This window comes from Rhizobium sp. AG207R, from assembly GCF_027109195.1.
Classification (GTDB): domain Bacteria; phylum Pseudomonadota; class Alphaproteobacteria; order Rhizobiales; family Rhizobiaceae; genus Rhizobium; species Rhizobium dioscoreae.
This window is the reverse complement of sequence record NZ_JAEPVT010000010.1, coordinates 74,063-97,095: the sequence shown is the minus strand read 5'-3', so window position 1 is coordinate 97,095 and position 23,033 is coordinate 74,063. Positions and strand designations below refer to the sequence as shown.

General features: G+C 60.2%; 21 protein-coding genes. 11 read left to right on the top strand and 10 right to left on the bottom strand.

Going from position 1 to position 23,033, the window contains the following annotated elements:
- The first annotated feature begins 61 nt into the window (after window positions 1–61).
- Both JJQ51_RS23325 and JJQ51_RS23320 read left to right on the top strand, forming a co-directional pair.
- Window positions 62–430, top strand: coding sequence for an Hpt domain-containing protein (locus tag JJQ51_RS23325; protein WP_113332610.1), 369 nt, complete (start codon window positions 62–64; stop codon window positions 428–430).
- Between the two features lie 149 nt (window positions 431–579).
- On the top strand, window positions 580–900 hold the full coding sequence (locus tag JJQ51_RS23320) for a 2Fe-2S iron-sulfur cluster-binding protein (protein WP_015340086.1): 321 nt from the start codon (window positions 580–582) through the stop codon (window positions 898–900).
- Between the two features lie 441 nt (window positions 901–1,341).
- On the opposite strand, the gene JJQ51_RS23315 is transcribed toward JJQ51_RS23320, so the two are convergent.
- Complete coding sequence (locus tag JJQ51_RS23315) at window positions 1,342–1,965, bottom strand: DUF922 domain-containing Zn-dependent protease (protein ID WP_113332619.1); 624 nt, start codon at window positions 1,963–1,965, stop codon at window positions 1,342–1,344.
- A gap of 103 nt (window positions 1,966–2,068) precedes the next feature.
- Here JJQ51_RS23315 and folP point away from each other — a divergent pair, with 103 nt between their 5' ends.
- The 3 genes from folP to folK all read left to right on the top strand — a co-directional run bounded on the left by folP (window position 2,069) and on the right by folK (window position 3,870).
- Window positions 2,069–2,926 (top strand): dihydropteroate synthase, encoded by an 858-nt coding sequence (gene folP, locus JJQ51_RS23310; RefSeq protein ID WP_113332609.1) that lies wholly within the window; start codon window positions 2,069–2,071, stop codon window positions 2,924–2,926.
- 61 nt (window positions 2,927–2,987) lie between these two features.
- Complete coding sequence (folB, locus tag JJQ51_RS23305; RefSeq protein ID WP_069613040.1) at window positions 2,988–3,359, top strand: dihydroneopterin aldolase; 372 nt, start codon at window positions 2,988–2,990, stop codon at window positions 3,357–3,359.
- The gene (gene folK / locus JJQ51_RS23300) at window positions 3,343–3,870 is read left to right on the top strand and encodes a 2-amino-4-hydroxy-6-hydroxymethyldihydropteridine diphosphokinase (protein ID WP_442966420.1); all 528 of its coding nucleotides are present in this window, start codon (window positions 3,343–3,345) and stop codon (window positions 3,868–3,870) included. Before folB ends, folK begins: the two co-directional genes overlap by 17 nt.
- 75 nt (window positions 3,871–3,945) lie before the next feature.
- On the opposite strand, the gene JJQ51_RS23295 is transcribed toward folK, so the two are convergent.
- The 4 genes from JJQ51_RS23295 to JJQ51_RS23280 form a co-directional block, all read right to left on the bottom strand.
- A complete protein-coding gene (locus tag JJQ51_RS23295; RefSeq protein WP_113355475.1) occupies window positions 3,946–4,497 on the bottom strand; it encodes a hypothetical protein in 552 nt (183 codons plus the stop codon).
- Between the two features lie 105 nt (window positions 4,498–4,602).
- Window positions 4,603–5,682 (bottom strand): YcjF family protein, encoded by a 1,080-nt coding sequence (locus JJQ51_RS23290; protein WP_113355480.1) that lies wholly within the window; start codon window positions 5,680–5,682, stop codon window positions 4,603–4,605.
- Window positions 5,679–7,154: a YcjX family protein gene (locus JJQ51_RS23285; RefSeq protein WP_113355600.1), complete on the bottom strand. Its 1,476-nt coding sequence runs from the start codon at window positions 7,152–7,154 to the stop codon at window positions 5,679–5,681. The genes JJQ51_RS23290 and JJQ51_RS23285 overlap by 4 nt, the downstream gene beginning before the upstream one ends.
- A 122-nt stretch (window positions 7,155–7,276) precedes the next feature.
- The gene (locus JJQ51_RS23280; protein ID WP_069613203.1) at window positions 7,277–7,768 is read right to left on the bottom strand and encodes a SixA phosphatase family protein; all 492 of its coding nucleotides are present in this window, start codon (window positions 7,766–7,768) and stop codon (window positions 7,277–7,279) included.
- A 281-nt stretch (window positions 7,769–8,049) separates the two neighbouring features.
- Between JJQ51_RS23280 and dksA the strand changes: the two genes are divergently transcribed.
- On the top strand, window positions 8,050–8,469 hold the full coding sequence (gene dksA / locus JJQ51_RS23275; RefSeq protein WP_004109001.1) for an RNA polymerase-binding protein DksA: 420 nt from the start codon (window positions 8,050–8,052) through the stop codon (window positions 8,467–8,469).
- A gap of 94 nt (window positions 8,470–8,563) precedes the next feature.
- On the opposite strand, the gene JJQ51_RS23270 is transcribed toward dksA, so the two are convergent.
- Window positions 8,564–9,499, bottom strand: a complete 936-nt coding sequence (locus JJQ51_RS23270; RefSeq protein WP_113355483.1) for a flagellar biosynthetic protein FliO — start codon at window positions 9,497–9,499, stop codon at window positions 8,564–8,566.
- Window positions 9,500–9,890: 391 nt separating this feature from the next.
- On the opposite strand from JJQ51_RS23270, the gene cckA reads away from it, so the two are divergent.
- Complete coding sequence (gene cckA / locus JJQ51_RS23265) at window positions 9,891–12,509, top strand: cell cycle histidine kinase CckA (RefSeq protein ID WP_113355487.1); 2,619 nt, start codon at window positions 9,891–9,893, stop codon at window positions 12,507–12,509.
- A gap of 224 nt (window positions 12,510–12,733) precedes the next feature.
- Complete coding sequence (gene trpS / locus JJQ51_RS23260) at window positions 12,734–13,753, top strand: tryptophan--tRNA ligase (protein WP_113355489.1); 1,020 nt, start codon at window positions 12,734–12,736, stop codon at window positions 13,751–13,753.
- A gap of 57 nt (window positions 13,754–13,810) precedes the next feature.
- On the opposite strand, the gene JJQ51_RS23255 is transcribed toward trpS, so the two are convergent.
- Window positions 13,811–14,737: a pseudouridine-5'-phosphate glycosidase gene (locus JJQ51_RS23255; RefSeq protein WP_095435030.1), complete on the bottom strand. Its 927-nt coding sequence runs from the start codon at window positions 14,735–14,737 to the stop codon at window positions 13,811–13,813.
- 46 nt (window positions 14,738–14,783) lie between these two features.
- Window positions 14,784–15,728 carry a carbohydrate kinase family protein gene (locus JJQ51_RS23250; protein ID WP_269245367.1) on the bottom strand — a complete coding sequence of 315 codons (945 nt, stop codon included), beginning with the start codon at window positions 15,726–15,728 and terminating at the stop codon, window positions 14,784–14,786.
- A 239-nt stretch (window positions 15,729–15,967) separates the two neighbouring features.
- Here JJQ51_RS23250 and recA point away from each other — a divergent pair, with 239 nt between their 5' ends.
- The 3 genes from recA to JJQ51_RS23235 all read left to right on the top strand — a co-directional run bounded on the left by recA (window position 15,968) and on the right by JJQ51_RS23235 (window position 20,877).
- Window positions 15,968–17,053, top strand: a complete 1,086-nt coding sequence (gene recA / locus JJQ51_RS23245) for a recombinase RecA (protein ID WP_095435028.1) — start codon at window positions 15,968–15,970, stop codon at window positions 17,051–17,053.
- Between the two features lie 173 nt (window positions 17,054–17,226).
- Window positions 17,227–19,887: an alanine--tRNA ligase gene (gene alaS, locus JJQ51_RS23240; protein ID WP_269245366.1), complete on the top strand. Its 2,661-nt coding sequence runs from the start codon at window positions 17,227–17,229 to the stop codon at window positions 19,885–19,887.
- Window positions 19,888–20,025: 138 nt separating this feature from the next.
- Window positions 20,026–20,877 (top strand): AraC family transcriptional regulator, encoded by an 852-nt coding sequence (locus JJQ51_RS23235; RefSeq protein WP_113332600.1) that lies wholly within the window; start codon window positions 20,026–20,028, stop codon window positions 20,875–20,877.
- A gap of 46 nt (window positions 20,878–20,923) precedes the next feature.
- On the opposite strand, the gene JJQ51_RS23230 is transcribed toward JJQ51_RS23235, so the two are convergent.
- Window positions 20,924–21,550, bottom strand: coding sequence for a glutathione S-transferase family protein (locus tag JJQ51_RS23230; RefSeq protein ID WP_113355495.1), 627 nt, complete (start codon window positions 21,548–21,550; stop codon window positions 20,924–20,926).
- A gap of 117 nt (window positions 21,551–21,667) precedes the next feature.
- Window positions 21,668–22,882 carry an NADP-dependent isocitrate dehydrogenase gene (locus tag JJQ51_RS23225; protein ID WP_004108975.1) on the bottom strand — a complete coding sequence of 405 codons (1,215 nt, stop codon included), beginning with the start codon at window positions 22,880–22,882 and terminating at the stop codon, window positions 21,668–21,670.
- Window positions 22,883–23,033 lie beyond the last annotated feature (151 nt).

Genomic DNA, 23,033 nt, shown 5'->3' with positions numbered 1-23,033 from the left:
AGCCGCAACTATGCGGCAGGTCCCTAAAACAGTCATAGATAAATGACGGGAGCATTGGCACATGGCAGCTTTGAACATCGCATTTGAATCTCCTGATAATTCGCGTGGCGCGGCTCCGTCGCGGGAGCGGGCGATCGATCTCGTCCATCTCGGCAAGCAAACGATGGGCGACAAGGCACTTGAGGTCGAGGTGCTGCAGATGTTCGCAAGGCAGGCCCGTTCCTGTCTGCAGGAGATCGGCAGCGGCGATCCCAAGCGAGTGGAGGCCGCATCGCACAAGCTGAGGGGCGCTGCCAGCGCCGTTGGTGCCTTCCGCGTGGCGGATGCGGCTGGAGCGCTCGAAAGCAATGTCGGCGACGCCGCTCACATGGCAGCGGTCACAACCAGCGTCATCGAGGCCGAAAACTTCATTTTGAAGCTTTCGCGCTGAGCCGATCCGCTCGACGATCAATGATGTGCACCCTTGCGCCGCCGGACGGGACAAACCGTTTCGGCGGCGCAAATGTTGACTGCCCCATCGATTTGTTGGAAGTAAAATTCCGATCACCCTTCATTCACGAAATATCGGAATTCACCCACATGACCAAATTGACCATCGTCGCCTTCGACGGGACGCGCTTTGACCTCAATGTCGACGAGGGCTCCACCGTGATGGAAAATGCCGTACGCAACTCCGTTCCAGGCATCGAAGCGGAATGCGGCGGTGCGTGCGCCTGTGCCACCTGTCATGTCTATGTCGATGAGGAATGGACCGAGAAGGTCGGCGGCCCGGAAGCCATGGAAGAAGACATGCTCGACTTCGCCTTCGACGTTCGTCCAAACTCGCGGCTCTCCTGTCAGATCAAGATGAAGAGTGCGCTGGACGGCCTTGTCGTCCACGTGCCGGAGCGGCAGGCCTAACACCGGACCTCTGGCACGTCCCGCTCGATCCGTTGCGATAATCCCGCTGAGGGTCGAATGCCCAAAAAAGATGCCCCGCTCAGCTGGTGCAGCGAGCGAGGCGAGGCGGGCGCATCACCGCAGGCAAGGGAGGAAACACCTGCGGCTTCAGGACGCGCCAGGAGAACACTTAGCGCATGCTTTAAGAAACAAACCCGACTGCGCCGAAGAGCGAAGAAACCCGCCAACGCAGGTACTCAAAATCGATCCTTTTGCGACATCCGCCTGGTCTTCTTCGAATCAACCAGTGCGTTTGTCTCTGTAATTGATAGGAAAAACCTATTTCAGATTCTCGTAAAGTTCAAAGAGCGACGAGATCAGACGATTCACAGGATATAGTGACTGATTTCCCACAGTTGGCGCTTCTGATCGCCTTTTGCACCGAAGGTAGTTTTTGAAAGGCTACTGCCGGGCACCTTGGCGGCTGCGATAGTGGAGCAGCCTCTGCATCCGGCTCGTGAAATTGATCGCTTCGATGCGGTCGAAGCGCGCCTGATCGGCATCGTGCCGGTCGGTTTCCCGCGACGTCACCTCATTTGCCCTTTCCTGAAGCGCATCGCAATTGCCGGCTGACGGCAGAGACAGGATCTGCCTTTCCATCTGCCGCGCGTGCTGGCGGGCGATTTCGACATGCCGGTCTTCATGGCGCCGGATATCGGCAGCCAATGTATCCCAGATCATGGAAAGCTGCTTGCTGGCATGCCGCCGGTCACGCCAGCGCGGCAGAATGATTTCCGTATCGACCGTAACCTTGACGCCGGAAATATAGCAGCGGCCGTTTGCTTCGCTGTAGGTCGCATTGCCGCCGAAGCGGATTCTCGTCGCACCGGGATGGTGACTGCTGGAGCCGATCGCCAGCGGTCCGCGCTGGTTCAGGGCGGCATCGAGCTCGTCGGCGGTGCTGCCCTTGATGTCGAAATAGGAAATGGATTTGCGGGCGATGACTTCCGCGCCGGCTACATTGGGTATGCAGAACGCGAGCAGCAATGCACACGAAAGACTGAACTTATGGGATGCAAGCGGCATTCGTGTCGCTACCATGTTGAACTTCGGCGAACCTTGCGGCATAGCCACTGTGAGCGCAATATCAAGCGCGAGGTTTTTTCCTTTTCAATGGGATGGACGGTTCGTGACGGAGCTTCGCAGCCAAACCTGGCATGTCGCGCATGGCCGCAGCATCGATGTCGGCGGACAGAGCGTCATCATGGCTATCGTCAATGTGACGCCGGATTCCTTCTCCGACGGCGGGCATTATGAGGCCGTTGATGCGGCTGTTGCCCATGCGCTGGCCTGTGTCGAGGACGGGGCCGGCATCATCGATATCGGCGGCGAATCGACCAAACCGGGTGCCGCGGCCGTCAATGCCAGCGAGGAGCAGGGGCGGGTACTGCCCGTCATCGAAGCCTTGCGCGGCAGGACCGATGCGCTGATTTCCGTCGATACGTATCGCGCCGATACGGCGCGATTGGCGATCGGCGCCGGCGCGCATATCGTCAACGATGTGTTCGGTCTGCAGCGCGAGCCAGATATTGCCACCGTGGCGGCGCAAACGGGTGCTGGTCTCTGCATTATGCATACGGGGCGTGAGCGGCAGAAGCTGCCTGATGTGATCGATGACCAGCTTTTCTTTCTCAATCGCTCGCTGGAGATTGCCGCTGCGGCCGGCGTCGACAGGCAGACGATCGTGCTCGATCCGGGCTTTGGCTTCGCCAAGGAGAATGCCGAGGAAAATCTCGAGCTGATGACGCGTTTCAATGCTCTGCTGCGCTTCGAGCTGCCCCTGTTGGTCGGCACCTCGCGCAAGCGGTTCGTCGGCACTATAACGGGTCGCGACGCAGCCGATCGGGACGTCGGCACTGCCGCAACCAGCGCGATCCTGCGGTTGCAGGGGGCTGCGATATTCCGCGTGCACAATGTCGCAATCAACAGGGACGCGCTGGCGGTTGCGGATGCTATTCTCAGGACGCGCGCGAGACTTAAAGCATAATGCTCGAATGCAGGGAGCGGTTTTCGGACCCGATCGCGCCTGTTCGAAACGGAGAGACGCCATGAGCGCTGTGACATACACCATTACTTTGCAGAATTGCGCCTTCTTTGCCCGGCACGGCGTCCATGATGAGGAGGAATTCCTTGGCCAGCGCTTCTTCGTCGATGCCGAACTCGATGTCGAAGCCGGCGATGCGCTGGAGCGTGATTCGATCGATGACACTGTCAATTACGGCATCGCATTCAGCGTCATCGAGGAAATCGTGACCGGGCGCCGACGCTATCTGATCGAGGCGCTGGCGCTCGATGTGGCGAAGGAACTATGCCGTCGTTTTCCGGGTATCCGCCGCGCCAAAATCACGGTACGCAAGCCCAATGCCCCGGTTCCGGGCGTTCTCGATTATGTGCAGGTGAGCATTGAGCATTTTGCCTGAAGGTGTAGCCGTGCGGACGACGCTCGGTTTGGGTGGCAATCTGGACAACCCGGTCCGCGCCATGGCGCTCGCCTTGCGCATCCTGGATGCGCGTGCCGATTGTCAGGTGATTTCGGTGTCGCGGCTTTATCGTACGCCGCCCTGGGGCAAGACGGACCAATCCTTCTTCTACAATTCCTGTGCTGCGGTCGATACGACCCTCACGCCGGAAGCCTTGCTGGACGTGTGCCTCGACATAGAGCGGCAGATGAAGCGGGTGCGGATCGAGCGCTGGGGGCCGCGAACGATCGATATCGATGTGCTGACCTATGGAGATCTGGAACAGGTCGAGCCGCTGCTCACCATTCCGCATCCGCGAATGGTCGAGCGCGGTTTCGTGCTGATGCCGCTTGCCGATTTCGCCGCGGATCTTGTGGTCAATGGGAGGGCAATCGCCGATTGGCTGCGGGATGTTGATGTCGAAGGTATCGAGGTCGCGGACGAAAACCGTGACTGGTGGCGAACGGCCTGAGCTGGACCATATGACTATAAAGAGAAAGGCCGGCAAAATTGCCGGCCTTTCTCTTTGTGAGCTGCTGTCGGACGCTTATTGGATCGATCCAACCGCCATCTGGTCGACGTCGGCGCGCTTCAGCGTGACGCCGATGACTGGCACCATCTGTTCGCCGACCTTCACCGAAATGGTGACGTTCATCGACTTGCTGTCCGGAATGCGGGCGATCATGGCACCGTTCAGCTTCTGACGGTTCAGTCCAAGAACGACCGTATTGTCGTTGACTGTGCCGGAGGTGACATCGAGGCCCTTGCCGGCAGCACCATCCAGGAATTTTCCGCTATAGGAGCCGCCGCTCTGCGTGATCTCGGCCGACATCGGCTGCTGGAAGACGCCGACGCGGCAGGTGCCGTCGAGCTTGACGCCGGCGCTGCTGCCATCGGATGGCTTGCCCGTGAGATTGCAGGTGAACTTCGTGCCTTTGTACTTGCCGGCAACGATCTCGCCGGGGCCGCTCCATGTGCCCGAGATCGACTGGAAGAACGCCTTGTCGCGGGGAGCCGCTTCGGCTGATTGCGTCCAGGCGCCGGTGGAGATGGCTGCGGCGGCAAGGCTGCTTACAAGAAGAAATCGACGCGAAAACATGGACATTCCCTAGCGAGGCGAAACCGTGAAACTGGTTGTCACTTTTGCCCGAGAATGGTTAATGCTTGGTTTCCGAAGGTGCTGAAGTCCCTAATTTGCAGGTCATCACGCCGGGTTGCGGCCGGTGACATTCGGCGTGAGGTCGCCGGCGAAATCGGTAATGCCCGGACGTTTGAGCGCCTTGAAGGGGAGCGGTCGGCAAAGGTCCATGGCGGCGATGCCGATTCTCGCGGTCATCATGCCATTGACGACGCCCTCGCCGAGGCGTGCGGAGAGTTTCGACGCCAAGCCATGACCGATCAACTGCTGGACAATGCTGTCGCCGACTGCGATGGAGCCGGTGACGGCGAGATGAGCGATCACATCGCGCATCAATCTGACCATGCCGAGCGTGCCGGGTCTGCCGCCATAGAGTTCGGCCATGGCGCGGACCAGTTTGGCCGCTTCATAGAGAACGTAGAGAATATCGACGAGGGCGCGGGGACTGACGGCTGTTACGACGGACACGCGTTTCGACGCGCCAAGAATCAGCGCCCGGGCGCGGCGGTCGAGTGGGCCGAGCAGCTCGCGTTCGGCAAGATCAATGAGCTGAGGCGCATCGATGATGTCGTCTTCTGCCGCCTTCAGGGTTGCGCGGCCTCTCGCCGTGTCTGGATTGGATTCGAGTAGAGTGCAGAGTCGCTTGACCAATGCTTTGGCGCGCGCCGGTCGGGTTTCGACGATGGCAGCTTCCGCCTCCGCCTTGATGGTCTGCACGGCGGCGAGCCGCATCATTCCTGCGGTCTCGCGGATGACTATGGCAAGGACGGCCAGAATGCCGATGGCGACGACCGCAAGGGCGGTATAGCCAAGCCAGTCGGCCCGGCTGAACAGGTCGCGGATGAGCTGATCCGTCCAGAGGCCGAAGGCGAGGGACACCAGAATGCCGAGCGCACCGAGCGCCACCTTGCCGAAGGAGAATCTCTTGCGGCGGGGCTTGGCGATGGCAGTTGCATCCGAATCGGCGCCGAGGGCCGGATTGATGAACGGATCTTCCGCGTCGGGCGTCAGCACGATGTCGGTATCGAAGCTTTGCGGCTTGCGAACCGTTGGTGGTGTCGCTTCTGTTCTGGAGGTTTCAGGTTCCACTGTGAAAGCGCTGGGACGACGATTGCCGTTCGGCTCGTTTTCGGTCGATTTCGTCATGCGAGACGGTCTCCGAACAGGAACTGCATGGCGCGGTCGAGGCGGATATGCGGCACCGAAAGCTTGATGCCTTCACCGGTTTCGTCGAGCTCCGGCGGGCGAAACCGGACAACGTTCACCTCGGGCAGATGGACCTTCGCCCCATCCGATTCAAGGGCTTCGAACAGCCAGCGCGGGTTTTCCGGCAGATCGCCAGGGAAGATCGCCGTCTTGCGATTGCCGTCGAAAGCCTCGCCAGCGATAGTTTCCTTGTCCATCGGCGTGCCGACGATGACGGGAAGCGTCTGGCCGTCGCGGGTCACGGTTGCCTCGCGGGTTGCGCGCACCGAGGCTATGGCCATGACCTCTATGCCGGCACCCGCCATGCCGATGCGCTCGATCGCACGCTCGACGAGCCGGCGAGTGAGAGCCTCCAGGCGGTCGTGGCTTTCATGATGGAGGTGGTCGGCTTTGGTCGCGGCCACTAGCACACGGTCAATCCGACGGCCGAGCAGCGAGGAAATGAGCGAATTCGTGCCGGGTCGGAAGCAGGCCAGTACGTCCGTCAGCGCCCGTTCCAGATCCTGCACGGCTTCCGGGCCGCGATTGATGGCCTGCAGGGCATCGACAAGGACGATCTGCCGGTCGAGGCGTGCGAAATGTTCGCGAAAGAAGGGTTTGACGACAACGGACTTATAAGCCTCGTAGCGGCGTTCCATCATCGCCCAGAGTGAGCCCTTCGGCGCGCTACCTTCGGGGGGCAGTTTCAGCGGCGCGAAGGTGAGGGCCGGCGAGCCGTCAAGATCGCCAGGCAGCAGGAAACGGCCGGGCGGCAATGTCGAGAGTGAGCGCTCATCGGATTTGCAGGCTTTGAGATAGTCCGCAAAGGCGGTGGCGAGGTCGCGTGCTTTCATTTCATCCGCCGATGCTGCGATGTCTGCCGCCTCCGTCATGGCAAGCCAATGACGTGAAAGCTCGGCGCGAATGCCGGTGTTTGCCAGAGCCAGCGTTTCCTCGCTGAAGGTACGGAAATCCTTGGCGAGCAGCGGCAGGTCGAGCAACCATTCGCCGGGATAGTCGACAATATCGATGGAGAGGCGGCCGGGGGAGAACAGGCGGTTCCAGCCGCTGGCGCTTTGATAATCCAGCGTGATACGCAGCTCGGAGATGGCACGCGTCGAATCCGGCCAGATGCGGTCTTTGACCAGGGCACGGATGTGGTCCTCGTATTGAAAGCGCGGCACGGCATCGTCCGGCTGCGGCTCGAGGCGGACGGCGGAGACGCGACCGGATTGCACCGGCTCGAACAGCGGCAGACGTCCGCCATTCAGGAGATTATGCACCAATGAGGAGATGAAAACGGTCTTGCCCGAACGGGAGAGGCCTGTAACACCCAGACGGATCGTCGGATTGACGAGGCCGGCGGCGCGATCGGCCAGATTGTCAAAGGCAATGAGGGCGTCGTCGGTAAAAGAGGTCAGGCTTGGGGGCAAGGCGGGATCCCTGGATGACAGCGTGGCGGTGAATATAGGGATCGAAACTCGCGCCGAAAAGGTGAGCAGATATGGCTCTGCAATCACTCGCGAGCGGGATTGCGGCTCATATTGGCAAGTCCCTACTCGGTGACAAAATCCGTCAGAGTCCAGCCTGACGATGTCGCATCGATTACAGCAAGGCCGGCTGTCGGAAAACCACGTGGGAGGGCATCGGCGAAGGCCTCATGTCCGATCAGCGCGGCGAGCGTCAGCTCGATGATCGGATTGTGCGCGACCAGCATGACGGATTCCTGGTCGGTCTGCGCCGAAATGAGCGACAGATAAATATCCGGCGTGCCGTTATAGAGCGCGTCGACAAAGCGGAATTCCGTTGAGGGCGTGACGGCGCGGCGCATGGCTGCGGCCGTCTGACGACAGCGCAAGGCAGTGGAGGAAATGACGAGGTCCGGCTTATAGCCTTTGCCGACCGCTTTCTCCGCGACGATCTCGGCCGCCGCATAGCCATTGTCGCTCAAAGGGCGATCGAAATCCTTCTGTCCGGGCGTAGCCTGCCGGGCCTCGGCATGGCGTAGAAGATAGATCCTGGACGGCGGCGGCGAAATTCTGGTCATGGCGAAATTCCGGGGCTCGATTTCCTCAATGAGGTAGCGTCTGTTCGCATGCGCCGTCAACTGCGAGGCGATCCGCGAGAGGGCGAAATGCCTCGTCTTCACGGGAAGGTTACGAGCGCGGAGAATCGGGGCTGGCGAGAAGAAGTGATGAAAAAATAGACCCTTAGCCGAATTTTATGACAAATTTAAAAATCAGTTGACAGCATCTATTTGGCTTGAATCGGTACTATTGGTTGGGATATACACCCCAGCCATATGAGATGTTCTTCAGGAGAATCGCGTTGAGTGAGAAGATCGATCTTAGCAACTATGTGCCCTCGGAAGACGAGGAGTTCATGAATCTGAACCAGCGAGCTTATTTTCGAGCGAAGCTGATAGCATGGAAAAACGACATCCTTAGAGAAGCGCGCGAAACCCTGGATCATCTTGCAGAAGAAAGCGCAAATCATCCCGATCTCGCTGATCGGGCTTCCTCGGAAACCGACAGAGCCATCGAACTTCGGGCTCGCGACCGCCAGCGCAAACTCATTTCCAAGATCGATGCCGCCTTGCAGCGTATCGAAGATGGTACTTACGGCTATTGCGAAGAAACCGGCGAGCCGATCGGCTTGAAGCGTCTGGACGCTCGTCCCATTGCCACCTTGTCGATCGAAGCACAGGAACGCCACGAGCGCCGCGAAAAGGTTTACCGCGACGAGTGAATGGCGCTTCGGTTTTAACGGGGCTTATAGAACAAAGGCACGACGGGGATATCCGTCGTGCCTTTTTCCATTCCGGCGGTTGCGAGGACGCGCCCTATTTGTCGCGGCTGACGCTCATTTCCCCGAAGATGCGAGCGACTTCTTTCTGAAGGGCGCTGTCGGCTCCGGTCAGCGGTGCAAGTTCGGGTTCGACGCGTTTTGCGGGGTTTGAGACTGGGGATGGCGCGGCATTTGGTTGCTGCTGTACCTGCCGTGGTGCCGGCGCGTTCGGAATGATCCGTTCGGCGGTCAAATTCTTCGACATTTCCGCTTCGAGGATGCGCTGGAAATCGTTGCCGGGCTCGGCAACAGGCGTCGGCACCGATGCGACGGTGGGTTCGACTGCCGCTTGGCGCGCGGGAGCAGGCTGCTGCTGCGGCAGGACAACGTGGCGAGCAGCATCCAATATGTCGGCTGCCTCAGCCTCGCTGATTGCCGGAGCGGGTTGTTGGGCGGGTTGCGGCGGCTTGACAGGGGCTGCTTGTGGGTGCTCGGCCACCTGCGGCACTGGAGCGGGTTCCGTTGCAGGCGCAAGGCGGGGTTCGTTGCGTAAATAGGCTTCGATCTTGTCTTCGGCGGATTGCTGGCGCTGCGGAAGCGCTGCGGGAGGAGCTTCCACCGCAGTCGCCTTCTGCTGCGGCGACTGCCTCTCTTCAAATGCCATGGGAATCTCGACCGGCGTCGCGGCGGTTCCAGCCCGGGTGGCATCGGAAATGCCCGATTCGATGACGATGTCCGTTGGGCCGCCGATCATGATCAGATGTTCGATCCCATCGCGTCGCACGAGCACGAGACGGCGGCGGGCATCGACGGCGGCGGCATCCAGCACCTGCAGGCGAGGCTGACGGTTCTTGCCGCCGCGCACGAAGGGAGAAGGCGCTCGGTTGCGCATGATCCACAGAATGCCAATGAGTACGAGCAGGGCAATGCCAACTCCACCGGCTGCGAGAAAGAAGCGGCTGCCATAGGCTCCGGCGATATCGTCCAACATATCGAGATACTCCGTAATTGTCCCCGATGTCGCGGTTTACAGCGCAGCGCGCCAGATGTGACGCGCAAAGGTCGCTGTAGTACTTTAAATCCACTGCATAATTTTACCCTTAAATCGAATCCTATTTAAGGAATTATGCAGTAGGCGCAACTGTTGCGGGTAATGCTTTGACCGTGACCCTTCTATATCGCGATCATATGAACAGGATTGCGCCGGAGACAAGATGCGATTGCAGGCTGTTGTATTCTATTGCTTGTGAATTCAAGTCTTTCTGGTCCGGCAAAGCTTTTTGCGGATGACGCAAATTGATAAAGAAGATTCGAAAGGTCCGGCTCCGGCGACCCCAAGGTGTATGACATGTCGCGAGGAGAACGGCCGGTACGAGGGGTTTATGACGAAGCAGCGTCCGTCCGACGAGTATAGCGTGCCGCTGGTGGATCGCGGAGTTCGTTCTGGAACCGTGCTGCGCATCATCCTGCTCGCGCTCGTTCTCGTGGCCGCCGCGGCGGCCTTTGTCGTCTTCAAGAACCAGCTCGACAATGAAGCGGTTCTCGGCGGTCTCGGCATTCTTGCCATGGTCGGCATCTTCTTCCTGGTCTCCTCGATCATCGGTTTCGTCGAGGTCATGCCGCAGCCGCAGTCCGACAGTTTGGCGCGGTCCTTCCTCAATAGCCATCCCGACGGGACACTGATCACCGACGAGAAGGGCCGCATCGTCTACGCGAATGCCGCCTACGGCCGCCTGACCGGTGCGACGAAGGCGACGGAAGTGCAGTCGCTGGAAATGCTGCTGTCGCGAAATCGCGAATCCAACGAGGCTCTCTATCGTCTTGCTAATGGCCTGCGCGATGGCAATGAGGGATCGGAAGAGTTTCGCCTGCTGAAGCCGCTCGGCCCGGTTGATGGAAGCGGCAATAGTGCACATTGGTACCGGCTGAAAGCGCGGGTGCTGCCGCCGGAGCAGGGCAGCAGCAAGGTGCTACATATCTGGCAGGTCACCGACATCACCTCCGAGCGTGACGACCAGGAACGTTTCTTCAAGGAATTGCAGAACGCGATCGACTATCTCGACCATGCGCCGGCCGGCTTTTTTTCCGCCGGACGCAAGGGCGAGATCTTCTATCTCAATGCAACGCTTGCCGAATGGCTGGGCTTCGATCTGACCAAGTTCGTACCGGGCTCGCTGACCATAGGCGATCTCGTCGCCGGCGAGGGGCTGGCGCTGATCCAATCGGTGCAGGCGGAACCGGGTCTCAAGAAGACGGTGACGCTCGATCTCGATCTGCGCCGGTCTAATGGCCAGAGCCTACCCGTACAGATCGTCCACAGTGTCACGTCGATGCGCGACGGCGCGCCCGGTGAGAGCCGCACCATCGTCCTGACTCGCCAGAATGGTGCGGATACCGAGCAATCGGCCTCCGCCGCCGCGATGCGCTTCAGCCGCTTCTTCAACAATACGCCGATGGCGATCGCATCCGTCGATGGCAACGGCCGCATTCTGCGGACGAATGCGCCTTTCCTGAAGCTCTTCTCGGATCTGGTGTCGCGCGACGATATCGAGCGCGGTGCTGCCCTCGAGAGCGTCGTCAACGAAAGTGACCGGCCGCAGCTGCAGCAGGCGCTGGCGGCCGCCAAAGACCGGCAGGGCGATATTCCGCCGATCGACTCCCGCAATCCGAAAGACGAAACGCGGCATTTCCGCTTCTACGTGAATGCCGTCATCGACCAGACCGATGAGGCGCCCGAAGAGGCTGCCATCGTCTATGCGGTCGAGGTGACCGAGCAGAAGGCGCTCGAAACACAGATGGCGCAGACGCAAAAGCTCAATGCCGTCGGCACGCTTGCAGGCGGCATCGCGCATGACTTCAACAACGTTCTGACGGCGATCCTGCTTTCATCAGACCATCTGCTGCTTCAGGCGCGGCCCTCCGATGCCAGCTTTGCGGATCTGATGGAAATCAAGCGCAATGCCAATCGCGCGGCCGTGCTGGTTCGGCAGCTGCTCGCCTTCTCGCGCAAGCAGACGATGCGGCCAACGGTTCTCAATCTGACCGATGTGATCGGCGATCTCCGCATGCTGGTGGACCGGCTGCTGTCGGGTACGCATGTCAAGCTCGACGTGGATTACGGCCGCGATCTCTGGCCCGTCAAAACTGACCTGTCGCAGTTCGAACAGGTGCTCATCAATTTGTGCGTCAATGCCCGCGATGCCATGCCGGGCGGCGGAACGCTGACGCTGCGCACCCGCAATCTGCTTGCGGCCGATGTCAGCGCCTTCAACTATCCCTATCTTCCGCATGAGGACATGGTGCTCGTCGAGGTCAGCGATACCGGCACCGGCATCGCGCCCGAAATCATGGACAAGATCTTCGAGCCCTTCTTCACGACCAAGGAAGTCGGCAAGGGCACCGGCCTCGGTCTTGCCATGGTCTACGGCATCATCAAGCAGTCCGGCGGCTATATCCAGCCGGAATCGGAAGTGGGCAAGGGAACGACCTTCCGCATCTTCCTGCCGCGCCACATCGTGGAAATGCCCGCGGTGACCGAGACGAAAGTGTCGGAAAGCCGCGATGTCGCGGCCATGGACCAGAGTGTCGGTATAGCCACCTCTGCAGAAGAACCGGCCGATCTCACCGGCAAGTCCGCTGTCGTGCTACTTGTCGAGGACGAGGAGGCGGTGCGTCGCGGCGGCAAGCGCATGCTCGAGACGCGCGGCTATACCGTCCACGAGGCCGGGTCCGGCGTCGAGGCGCTCGATATCATGGACGAGCTCAACGGTCAGGTCGATGTCGTCGTCTCCGATGTCGTCATGCCGGAAATGGATGGTCCGTCGCTGCTACGCGAACTGCGCAAGAAATATCCGGACCTGAAATTCATCTTCGTTTCGGGCTATGCCGAGGATGCCTTTGCCCGCAATCTGCCAGCGGATGCGCAATTCGGCTTCCTGCCGAAGCCGTTCTCGCTGAAGCAGCTTGCCGTCGTCGTGCGCGAGACGCTGGACAAGAACTAACTGAGGGGCGTTTCGCGCCTCTCCATGTTGCCGATTGCGGTGCAACGGTGTAATCAACCGCCCATGATCGACCTTGCCAAGCCCATTTGCCAAATGTGGTGGCGCTCCTTCTAGGAGCGGCAGTCGTCATGTCTTGAAATCGACCCTGCCGCCGTGATCCGGCAGGCATGGTCCATTCCGTTTTTCCTTCCCGATTGCGGCGGCTCCTTTTGCGGAGCAACGAAATGTTTTCCCCTATAGATACCCGCCCTGTCATCCTGACGGGCGACCGGACGACGGGTCCACTCCATCTCGGCCACTACGTCGGCTCGCTGAAAAGCCGCGTTGCACTTCAGCATAGTCACGAGCAATTCCTGCTCCTGGCGGATACCCAGGCGCTGACCGACAATGCCCATGATCCCGAAAAGGTCCGGCGCAACGTTCTTGAGGTCGCCACCGATTATCTTGCCGTCGGCATCGATCCGGCGCTGACGACGATCTGCGTGCAATCCGCCTTGCCGGCGCTGGCGGAGCTGACACTGCTCTATCTGAATTTCGTCACGGTCAGCCGCCTGGAGAGAAATCCGACGATCAAGACGGAGATCCAGCTGCGCGGTTTCGAACGCGATGTCCCGGCCGGCTTTCTCTGCTATCCGGTCGCGCAAGCCGCCGATATCACGGCCTTCAAGGCGACCGTCGTTCCCGTCGGCGAAGATCAGGCGCCATTGATCGAGCAGACCAACGAGATCGTTCGCCGTCTCAATCGGCAGATCGGGCGAGACATTCTCGTCGAGGCTGCAGCCATGGTGCCAAAAGTCGGGCGCCTTCCGGGTGTCGACGGCAGGGCGAAGATGAGCAAATCGCAGGGCAATGCGATCCCGCTCTCGGCATCGCCTGACGAGATCAGGAATGCGGTGCGACGCATGTACACCGATCCGGATCACCTGCGCGTCAACGATCCCGGCAAGATCGAGGGAAACGTCGTCTTCACCTATCTCGATGCTTTCTGCGAGGATCGGCAATTCATCGAAGAGATGAAGGCGCATTATCGGCATGGCGGCCTTGGTGACGTCACCTTGAAGAGACATCTCGAGGACGTCCTGCAAGCGCTGCTCGCGCCGATCCGCGAACGCCGCGCGCATTATGCCGCCGAACCGAACTATGTCATGGAAGTCGTGCGAAAGGGTACGCGAAAGGCGAGGGAGCGGACGGAGGCGACGCTTGCCGAATTGCGCGACGCCTTGGGCTTGTTCACGCTCACCTGAAACAAGGGGCCGGGCGATCTTCTGACGCGCCCGGCCGCTCTCGTAGCTGCTGTCTGATTATTCCGCGAGCGCGACGGCGATCTCGGCGGCCAGGCGCGCATTGTTTTCGACAAGCGCGATGTTGGTCTTGAGGCTGCGGCCTTCGGTAATGTCGAAGATCGTGCTCAGCAGATAGGGCGTAACCGCCTTGCCGCTGATCTCGTCCCGTTCCGCGCTGTCGAGGGCGCGCTCGATGTAGATTTCCATCTCCTCACGCGGGATCTCGTCGGCTTCCGGAACCGGATTGGCGATCAGCATGCCGCCATCGATACCGAGCTGTTCGCGTGTCGTCTGGAAGTTGGCGATCGCAGCGGGGCTGTTCAGCGTCAAAGGGCTCGTGAGCCCGGATGAGCGCGACCAGAAGGCCGGGAATTCCGTGCTGTCGTAGGTGACGACCGGAACACCGCGGGTTTCCAGCACTTCGAGCGTTTTCGGAATATCGAGGATCGCCTTGGCGCCGGCGCAAACGACGATGACGCCGGTGCGGGAAAGCTCTTCAAGATCGGCCGAAATATCGAAGCTCTCTTCGGCACCGCGATGCACGCCGCCGATACCGCCGGTGGCGAAAACCTTGATGCCGGCGCGGGCGGCGGCGATCATCGTGGCGGCGACCGTGGTCGCGCCCGTGCGGCGCTCGGCGATCGCAAAGGCGATGTCGGCGCGCGAAACCTTCATCGCACCTTCCGTCTTAGCGAGGGCTTCCAGCTCTTCCGGCTCAAGGCCGATATGCAGCGTGCCGTGAATGACGGCGATAGTCGCCGGCACAGCGCCTTCCTGCCGGATGATCGCCTCAACGCTGCGGGCCATCTCGATATTGCCCGGATAGGGCATGCCGTGGGTGATGATCGTCGATTCCAGGGCGACGATCGGTGCACCGCGCAGCTTGGCGGCAGCGACTTCCTTCGAATAGGAGATCGGAAGCAGGGGCGAGATAGGCTGGGTCATTGTCGTTTCCAATTCACTGAAACAGTATACGCGTCTTGAGCAGGCTTCATGACAGAATTTCGGCCTCTGGAACAAGGGCCAAAGCCGCCTTTAGCAGCTCGGGAGAGAGATTTTCTGCCGTCGCATAGGGGGACTGGACGGTGATTGCTGCCGCCGCTGCCCCATGACGGACGGCTTCTGCGAGATCGTGGCCGGCCAGCAATGCCGAAAGAACGCCTGACGCCAGCGAATCTCCCGCTCCCGTGACATCGGCAACATCCTCGACAATGGGCGGCTGCAGGCTGACGATGGCATCACGCGAGAATGCGATCAGGGGGCGTTTCCCGCGGGTGACCACGCCATTGCGCAGGCCGAGCGCACGCAAAGTATTTACCCATTCGCGCGGATCCTCCGGACGGATTTCGGTCAGCGCCGCGGCTTCGGCCTCGTTGAGGAACAGGTGATCGATGCCGGCAAGGCTCGGTTTCAGCCGCACGACTTTGGCCGGCGAGATGGCGATAGCAGCGACCGGCTTGCCGCAAAAGACGGCCCTTGCCGCAATTGCGCCTAAGGTTTCGGCTGGCAGATTGGCATCGCAGAGAATGAGGTCGGTTTCTTCGAAGGCGTCTCGAACGGCGCGAATCGCCAGGCGTCTTGGCACGAAGAGCTTGTAGAGCTCCATGTCGGCAAGCGCGATGACGAGATTGCCATCATTCTCAAGGATCGCCGTATAGCTAGGCGTCTTGCGATCGAGGAAGACGAAGGGCTTGTCATCGATGCCGGCATGGCTTGCGGCTTCCGCCACCATTTCGCCGGAGGGATCGCCGCCGCGCGGCGAGATCAGCTTTACGTCGAAGCCGAGGCGAGCGAGGTTTCGAGCCGCATTGAAGCCGCCGCCGCCGGGCTCCTCGAACCATGCGCCGGGATTGCTGGCGCCGGGTGCCGTCTCGCCGAAAATGCGGCCGCGCCGGTCGATATGGGCACCGCCGAGAACGAGAATCTTTTTCGCCATAGGGTTATCCTCAGCAGTCGAAAAGGCGAATCGAGCGAGCCGCAAACATCTCGCAATTCACTGTTCCTGGCATGTAAGTGCCTGGGAAGAAAGAAGAAAACAAAAATAGAACGAAATTCATTTTACCTTTTTCTTTCAATCGCTTGTTGTGCTCTTGCGATATGAGAACAAATCGAGTACACAATTCTCATCGGCGGCGACATTGCTAGAGCGGCTTCAATAACCTAAAGGTGGATCGAATGTCTCAGAATTCTTTGCGGCTTGTAGAGGACAAATCGGTGGATAAAAGCAAGGCACTTGAAGCGGCACTCTCTCAAATTGAGCGGTCGTTCGGCAAGGGCTCGATCATGAAGCTCGGTTCTAACGAGAACGTGGTCGAAATCGAAACGGTTTCCACCGGCTCTCTGAGCCTCGATATCGCTCTCGGCATTGGCGGCTTGCCGAAGGGGCGCATCATCGAAATCTACGGGCCGGAAAGCTCGGGTAAGACGACGCTGGCGCTGCAGACCATCGCAGAGGCCCAGAAGAAGGGCGGCATTTGCGCCTTTGTGGACGCGGAACATGCGCTCGATCCGGTCTATGCCCGCAAGCTCGGCGTCGACCTGCAGAATCTGCTGATCTCGCAGCCCGATACCGGCGAACAGGCGCTCGAAATCACCGATACGCTGGTGCGCTCCGGTGCCATCGACGTTCTCGTCGTCGACTCCGTTGCGGCCCTGACGCCGCGCGCCGAAATCGAAGGCGAGATGGGCGACAGTCTGCCGGGCCTGCAGGCCCGTCTGATGAGCCAGGCGCTGCGCAAGCTCACGGCTTCGATCTCCAAGTCCAACTGCATGGTGATCTTCATCAACCAGATCCGTATGAAGATCGGCGTCATGTTCGGCTCGCCGGAAACGACGACGGGTGGTAACGCGCTGAAGTTCTACGCCTCGGTTCGCCTCGATATCCGCCGCATCGGCGCCGTCAAGGAGCGCGAAGAGGTGATCGGCAACCAGACCCGAGTCAAGGTCGTCAAGAACAAGATGGCGCCCCCCTTCAAGCAGGTCGAGTTCGACATCATGTATGGCGAAGGCGTTTCCAAGACCGGCGAACTGGTCGATCTCGGCGTCAAGGCCGGCATCGTCGAAAAGTCCGGCGCCTGGTTCTCCTATAATAGCCAGCGCCTCGGCCAGGGCCGTGAAAACGCGAAACTCTTCCTGCGCGACAACCCGGATCTCGCCCGTGAAATCGAGTTGTCGCTCCGCCAGAATGCCGGTCTCATCGCCGACCGCTTCCTGCAGAATGGCGGTCCCGATGCCGATGATGGCGACGCCTCCGGGGAATAAGGATTTTCGGGAGAAGTTCCCGACCTGAGACCGAGATTAAGAATTGGAACCGGCCGCATTGTCCAAGGGATGTGCGGCCGGTTTTGTTCGTGCGGCTGGACAGCGCCCGGAGCGGACGATAAAAGCCACTGACTTTGATGCAAGTTGCTGAGCGCAGGACTGAAGGGCCCCATATGAGCGGTGTGAATGAAATCCGGTCGACCTTCCTCGACTATTTTAAGAAAAACGGCCACGAGATCGTGCCGTCGAGCCCGCTGGTGCCGCGCAACGATCCGACATTGATGTTTACCAATGCCGGCATGGTGCAGTTCAAGAACGTGTTCACCGGTCTGGAGCAGCGTCCCTATACGACGGCTTCGACAGCGCAGAAATGCGTTCGCGCCGGCGGCAAGCACAACGACCTCGATAATGTCGGCTATACCGCGCGCCACCACACCTTCTTCGAGATGCTCGGCAACTTCTCCTTCGGCGACTATTTCAAGGAGCGCGCCATCGAGCTTGCCTGGAACCTGATCACCAAGGAATTCGGCCTCGATGCCAAGCGCTTGCTGGTCACAGTCTATCATACCGATGACGACGCCTTTAACCTGTGGAAGAAGATCGCCGGCCTTTCCGACGACCGGATCATCCGCATCGCCACCAGCGACAATTTCTGGGCAATGGGCGATACCGGTCCTTGCGGTCCCTGTTCGGAAATCTTTTACGATCATGGCGATCATATCTGGGGCGGCCCTCCTGGCTCTCCGGAAGAAGACGGCGACCGCTTCATCGAGATCTGGAACCTCGTCTTCATGCAGTTCGAGCAGATCACCAAGGAGCAGCGCGTCGACTTGCCACGCCCGTCGATCGACACCGGCATGGGTCTCGAGCGCGTTGCCGCCGTGCTGCAGGGTAAGCATGACAATTACGACATCGACCTGTTCCGCGCGCTGATCGAAGCCTCGGAAGAGGCAACGGGCGTCAAGGCTGAGGGCGAGCATCGCGCCAGCCATCGCGTCATCGCCGATCATCTGCGTTCCTCCGCCTTCCTGATTGCCGATGGCGTGCTGCCGTCGAACGAAGGCCGCGGCTACGTGCTTCGCCGTATCATGCGCCGCGCCATGCGCCACGCGCAGCTGCTCGGCGCCAAGGAACCGCTGATGTGGAAGCTGCTGCCGGCGCTGATCCAGCAGATGGGCCGCGCCTATCCCGAGCTGGTTCGCGCCGAGGCGCTCACCTCCGAGACGCTGAAGCTCGAAGAAACCCGTTTCCGCAAGACGCTGGAACGTGGCCTGTCGCTGCTCAACGATGCCACTTCGGACCTGCATAAGGGCGACAGCTTGGACGGCGAAACTGCCTTCAAGCTCTACGACACCTATGGTTTCCCGCTCGACCTGACGCAGGACGCGCTGCGCGCCCGCGGCATCGGCGTCGATATTTCCAGCTTCACGGATGCGATGGAGCGCCAGAAGGCTGAAGCGCGCTCGCATTGGACCGGTTCCGGCGACAAGGCGACCGAGACCATCTGGTTCGAGCTCAAGGAAAAGAACGGTGCCACTGAATTCCTGGGTTACGATACGGAATCTGCTGAAGGCGTGATCCAGGCGATCGTCAAGGGCGGTGTTGCAGTCGATAGCGCCTCGGCCGGCGACAAGGTGCAGATCGTCGTCAATCAGACGCCTTTCTACGGCGAATCCGGTGGTCAGATGGGCGATACCGGCGTGATCTCCAGCGACCACGGCAAGCTCGCCGTCAACGACACCCAGAAGAAGGGCGAGGGCCTTTTCGTTCACAGTTCGGAAGTGTCGGAAGGCAAGATCAAGGTCGGCGATGCCGTCGTCCTGACGGTCGATCATAACAGGCGCTCGCGCCTGCGCGCCAATCACTCCGCCACCCATTTGCTGCACGAAGCACTTCGCGAAGTGCTCGGCACCCACGTGGCGCAGAAGGGCTCGCTGGTCGCGCCAGAGCGTCTGCGTTTCGACGTTTCGCATCCCAAGCCGATGTCGGCTGAGGAGTTGAAGGTCGTCGAGGATATGGCCAACGAGATCGTTCTGCAGAACTCGCCGGTTACGACCCGCCTGATGAGCGTCGACGATGCGATCGCGGAAGGTGCGATGGCATTGTTCGGCGAGAAGTATGGCGACGAGGTGCGCGTCGTATCGATGGGGCAGGGCGTGCGTGGGGCCAAGGCCGGCAAGCCCTACTCGGTCGAGCTTTGCGGCGGTACGCATGTCTCGGCCACCGGCCAGATCGGTCTCGTGCGTATTCTCGGCGAAAGCGCAGTTGGTGCCGGCGTACGCCGCATTGAAGCCGTCACCGGTGAATCCGCGCGCGATTATCTCGCCGAACAGGACGATCGCGTGAAGAGCCTCGCCTCGGCGCTGAAGGTCCAGCCGGCCGACGTCGTCTCGCGCGTCGAAGCCTTGATGGACGAGCGCCGCAAGCTGGAACGCGAACTGGCTGACGCCAAGCGCAAGCTTGCCATGGGCGGCGGCCAGGGCGGTTCGGCCGATGCGGTACGGGACGTCAACGGTGTCAAGTTCCTGGGCAAGCCGGTTTCCGGTGTCGACCCCAAGGATCTCAAGGGCCTGGCGGATGAAGCCAAGGCAGGTCTCGGTTCTGGCATCGTTGCGCTGATCGGCGTTTCGGATGATGGCAAGGCAAGCGCCGTCGTCGCTGTCACTGAAGATCTAGTCGGCCGCTTCAGCGCCGTCGACCTCGTACGCGTCGCTTCGGCTGCGCTCGGCGGCAAGGGCGGCGGCGGCCGTCCCGACATGGCGCAGGCCGGCGGCCCAGATGGCGCCAAAGCTGATGAAGCCGTTGAGGCGATTGCGGCGGCGCTTGCCGGCTAAGACGCTAATCTCCGATGGATAAACAAGAATGGCGGATGCTTCGGTGTCCGCCATTTTTCTTTGTCCGGACAACTCCGCAGGATTTGTCAAATCGGGTTATGCTCTTGTCGGACCGATCGAATTTGCAAGAGGTTTGATATGAGTGGCGGCACGGCGTGGACGCTTTACGAGACCCGGCTGCGGCGGGTTTCGGCCTACATCCATGAGCATCTGGATGATGAGCTCGATATGGAAAAACTCGCCGAGATCGCCTGCATGTCCAGCTATCACTGGCACAGGATCTATCGGGCGATCTATGGCGAGACGGCAGCAGCGACCGTCAAGCGGCTGAGGCTGCATCGCGCCGCCGGCGATCTCGTCAACACCCGTCTATCCGTCAGCGACATTGCAAAGCGGTCGGGCTATCCCAACCTCCAATCGTTCAACCGCATCTTCAGATCCGTCTACGGCATGCCGCCGGCGCGATATCGGAATGAGGGAAGCCATACGATCTTCGAACCCAGTACCCAAGGAAGGATCACGGTTATGTTCGACGTTACGCTTCGCACGATTTCCCGGATGTCACTGATCGGTGTCGCCCATCGCGGCTCCTATATGCAGATCGGTCAGGCATTCGAAACACTCTTCGGCACCATCTTTGCTCGCGGCCTTGCCGCGCCTGACATGCGCATGGTCGGCATCTATCTCGATGATCCCGATGCCGTGGAGGCAGAGAAGCTGCGGTCGTACGCCTGTGTCACCGCCGGTGAAAGCGTAACAGTCGAGGCGCCGCTGGAGCGCCGCTCTCTCGATGGTGGCGAATATGCCGTGCTGCGCCACAAAGGGCCTTACGCAAACATGCATAGGGCATATCAGTGGCTCTATGCACAATGGCTGCCGGCCTCCGGGCGACAGCTGCGCGATACCGTCATGTTTGAAGAATATATCAACAATCCGCGCGACGTGCCGCCGACGGAGCTTCTGACCGATATCTATATGCCGCTACAATAGCGGCATATGACTTCGATCGAGGATTTCCTCTTAATGCCTTGTATTGTCAGGCATTGGCCGGCTTCGGCATAGCAGCATTGTCGATATCGTTGCCTCGGCGGTAGGCGTCGCGATCGCTGACCCTGGCCCAATAATCGATGAAGGCTTGGCGCTTCTCAATGGTGCCGAAATTGAGACCCCAGCCGACATGCGAACCGACATAGACGTCGGCGGCCGTAAAGCGGTCGCCGGCTATGAAGGGCGAGGCTGTGACCGCCTGTTCCAATGTATCGAAAACATGGTCCAGACTGCCGCAGCCGGCCATGCGCAGGCGTTCCGCAGGGATTTCAAAGCCGAGGGCGCGGTTGGTCACCGCCATCTCCATCGGGCCGGCGGCAAAGAACATCCAGCGGAAGTAGCGGCCGCGCTCGGCTGCCGTCGGGGCAAGACCTGCCTGCGGGAAGGTTTCCGCCAGATAGGCACAGATGGCCGCACCCTCGGTGACGACCGTATCGCCATGCTTGATGGCGGGAACCTTTCCCATGGGATTTACGGCCAGATACTCAGGGGCCTTCATCGTCGTGCCAAAGTCGAGATATTCGGTGCGATAGGGCTGGCCGATCTCCTCGAGCATCCAGCGGGCGATGCGTCCGCGTGACATCGGGTTGGTATAGAAAACGAGTTCTTCGGCCATCTGCCTCTCCCTTTTGCTGCAAGCATTTTTGTCACCGGTTCGCCCGGGCGGCAAGGTTCAGGGCAAAAGAAAACCCGGCGTTGGGCCGGGTTCCCGTATCTGCTTTGTCGGTGAGGCTTAGGCAGCCATGGCCTTCTTGAGGTTCTCGTCGATCTTGTCGAGGAAAGCGGTGGTCGAAAGCCAAGGCTGGTCGGGACCGATCAGCAGTGCCAGGTCCTTGGTCATGTAGCCGGCTTCAACCGTGTCGACGCAAACCTTTTCGAGCGTGGAAGCGAATTTCGCGAGTTCGGCATTGTCGTCGAGCTTGGCGCGATGAGCGAGGCCGCGGGTCCAGGCGAAGATCGAGGCGATCGAGTTCGTCGAGGTTTCCTGGCCCTTCTGATGCTGGCGGTAGTGACGTGTCACCGTGCCGTGTGCGGCTTCGGCTTCGACCGTCTTGCCATCGGGCGTCAGCAGGACCGAGGTCATCAGGCCGAGCGAACCGAAGCCCTGGGCAACGGTGTCGGACTGGACGTCGCCGTCATAGTTCTTGCAGGCCCAGACGTAGCCGCCGGACCACTTCAGAGCGGAGGCAACCATGTCGTCGATCAGGCGGTGTTCGTAGGTGATGCCGGCTTCGTCGAACTGAGCCTTGAACTCGTTCTGGTAGACTTCTTCGAAGATGTCCTTGAAGCGGCCGTCATAGGCCTTGAGGATGGTATTCTTGGTCGAGAGGTAGACCGGCCACTTGCGCATCAGGCCGTACATCATCGAGGCGCGGGCGAATTCGCGGATCGACTCGTCGAGGTTGTACATGGCCATGGCAACGCCGGCGCCGGGAGCGTTGAAGACTTCCTTCTCGATGACCGTGCCGTCTTCGCCGACGAACTTGATGGTCAGCTTGCCCTTGCCGGGGAACTTGAAGTCGGTGGCGCGATACTGGTCGCCGAAAGCGTGACGGCCGACGACGATCGGCTGCGTCCAGCCCGGAACCAGGCGCGGAACGTTCTTGCAGATGATCGGCTCGCGGAAGATGACGCCGCCGAGAATGTTGCGGATCGTGCCGTTCGGGCTCTTCCACATTTCCTTGAGATTGAATTCCTTCACGCGGGCTTCGTCCGGCGTGATCGTGGCGCACTTGATGCCGACGCCATACTTCTTGATGGCGTTGGCGGCGTCAACGGTCACCTGGTCGTTGGTGGCGTCGCGGTTTTCGACCGAGAGGTCATAATAATCGATATCGATGTCGAGGTAGGGGAAGATCAGTTTTTCTTTGATGAGCTGCCAGATGATGCGAGTCATTTCGTCGCCATCGAGATCGGCAACGGGATTTGCGACCTTGATCTTCTTCATGCTTCTGCCTCGTTTAAGCTGATGGGACCGGATGGTCCTGTGGGTAATATGAAGTCCCGAGGGCTATAGCACCGCAAGTGCGGAACGCAAAGCCGATAGAGCCTTCGGCATCGCGTTTTTGATCATTCGTGACATCACCCGCTTTTTGCAG

What these genes read in the sequence shown, in the direction of transcription:
- JJQ51_RS23325 (WP_113332610.1), top strand. Translation starts at nt 62, where the DNA reads ATGGCAGCTTTGAACATCGCATTTGAATCTCCTGATAATTCGCGTGGC.
- JJQ51_RS23320 (WP_015340086.1), top strand. Translation starts at nt 580, where the DNA reads ATGACCAAATTGACCATCGTCGCCTTCGACGGGACGCGCTTTGACCTC.
- JJQ51_RS23315 (WP_113332619.1), bottom strand. Translation starts at nt 1,965, where the DNA reads ATGCCGCTTGCATCCCATAAGTTCAGTCTTTCGTGTGCATTGCTGCTC.
- folB (WP_069613040.1), top strand. Translation starts at nt 2,988, where the DNA reads ATGAGCGCTGTGACATACACCATTACTTTGCAGAATTGCGCCTTCTTT.
- JJQ51_RS23295 (WP_113355475.1), bottom strand. Translation starts at nt 4,497, where the DNA reads ATGTTTTCGCGTCGATTTCTTCTTGTAAGCAGCCTTGCCGCCGCAGCC.
- JJQ51_RS23290 (WP_113355480.1), bottom strand. Translation starts at nt 5,682, where the DNA reads ATGACGAAATCGACCGAAAACGAGCCGAACGGCAATCGTCGTCCCAGC.
- JJQ51_RS23280 (WP_069613203.1), bottom strand. Translation starts at nt 7,768, where the DNA reads ATGACCAGAATTTCGCCGCCGCCGTCCAGGATCTATCTTCTACGCCAT.
- JJQ51_RS23270 (WP_113355483.1), bottom strand. Translation starts at nt 9,499, where the DNA reads ATGTTGGACGATATCGCCGGAGCCTATGGCAGCCGCTTCTTTCTCGCA.
- cckA (WP_113355487.1), top strand. Translation starts at nt 9,891, where the DNA reads ATGACGAAGCAGCGTCCGTCCGACGAGTATAGCGTGCCGCTGGTGGAT.
- trpS (WP_113355489.1), top strand. Translation starts at nt 12,734, where the DNA reads ATGTTTTCCCCTATAGATACCCGCCCTGTCATCCTGACGGGCGACCGG.
- JJQ51_RS23255 (WP_095435030.1), bottom strand. Translation starts at nt 14,737, where the DNA reads ATGACCCAGCCTATCTCGCCCCTGCTTCCGATCTCCTATTCGAAGGAA.
- JJQ51_RS23250 (WP_269245367.1), bottom strand. Translation starts at nt 15,728, where the DNA reads ATGGCGAAAAAGATTCTCGTTCTCGGCGGTGCCCATATCGACCGGCGC.
- recA (WP_095435028.1), top strand. Translation starts at nt 15,968, where the DNA reads ATGTCTCAGAATTCTTTGCGGCTTGTAGAGGACAAATCGGTGGATAAA.
- alaS (WP_269245366.1), top strand. Translation starts at nt 17,227, where the DNA reads ATGAGCGGTGTGAATGAAATCCGGTCGACCTTCCTCGACTATTTTAAG.
- JJQ51_RS23235 (WP_113332600.1), top strand. Translation starts at nt 20,026, where the DNA reads ATGAGTGGCGGCACGGCGTGGACGCTTTACGAGACCCGGCTGCGGCGG.
- JJQ51_RS23230 (WP_113355495.1), bottom strand. Translation starts at nt 21,550, where the DNA reads ATGGCCGAAGAACTCGTTTTCTATACCAACCCGATGTCACGCGGACGC.
- JJQ51_RS23225 (WP_004108975.1), bottom strand. Translation starts at nt 22,882, where the DNA reads ATGAAGAAGATCAAGGTCGCAAATCCCGTTGCCGATCTCGATGGCGAC.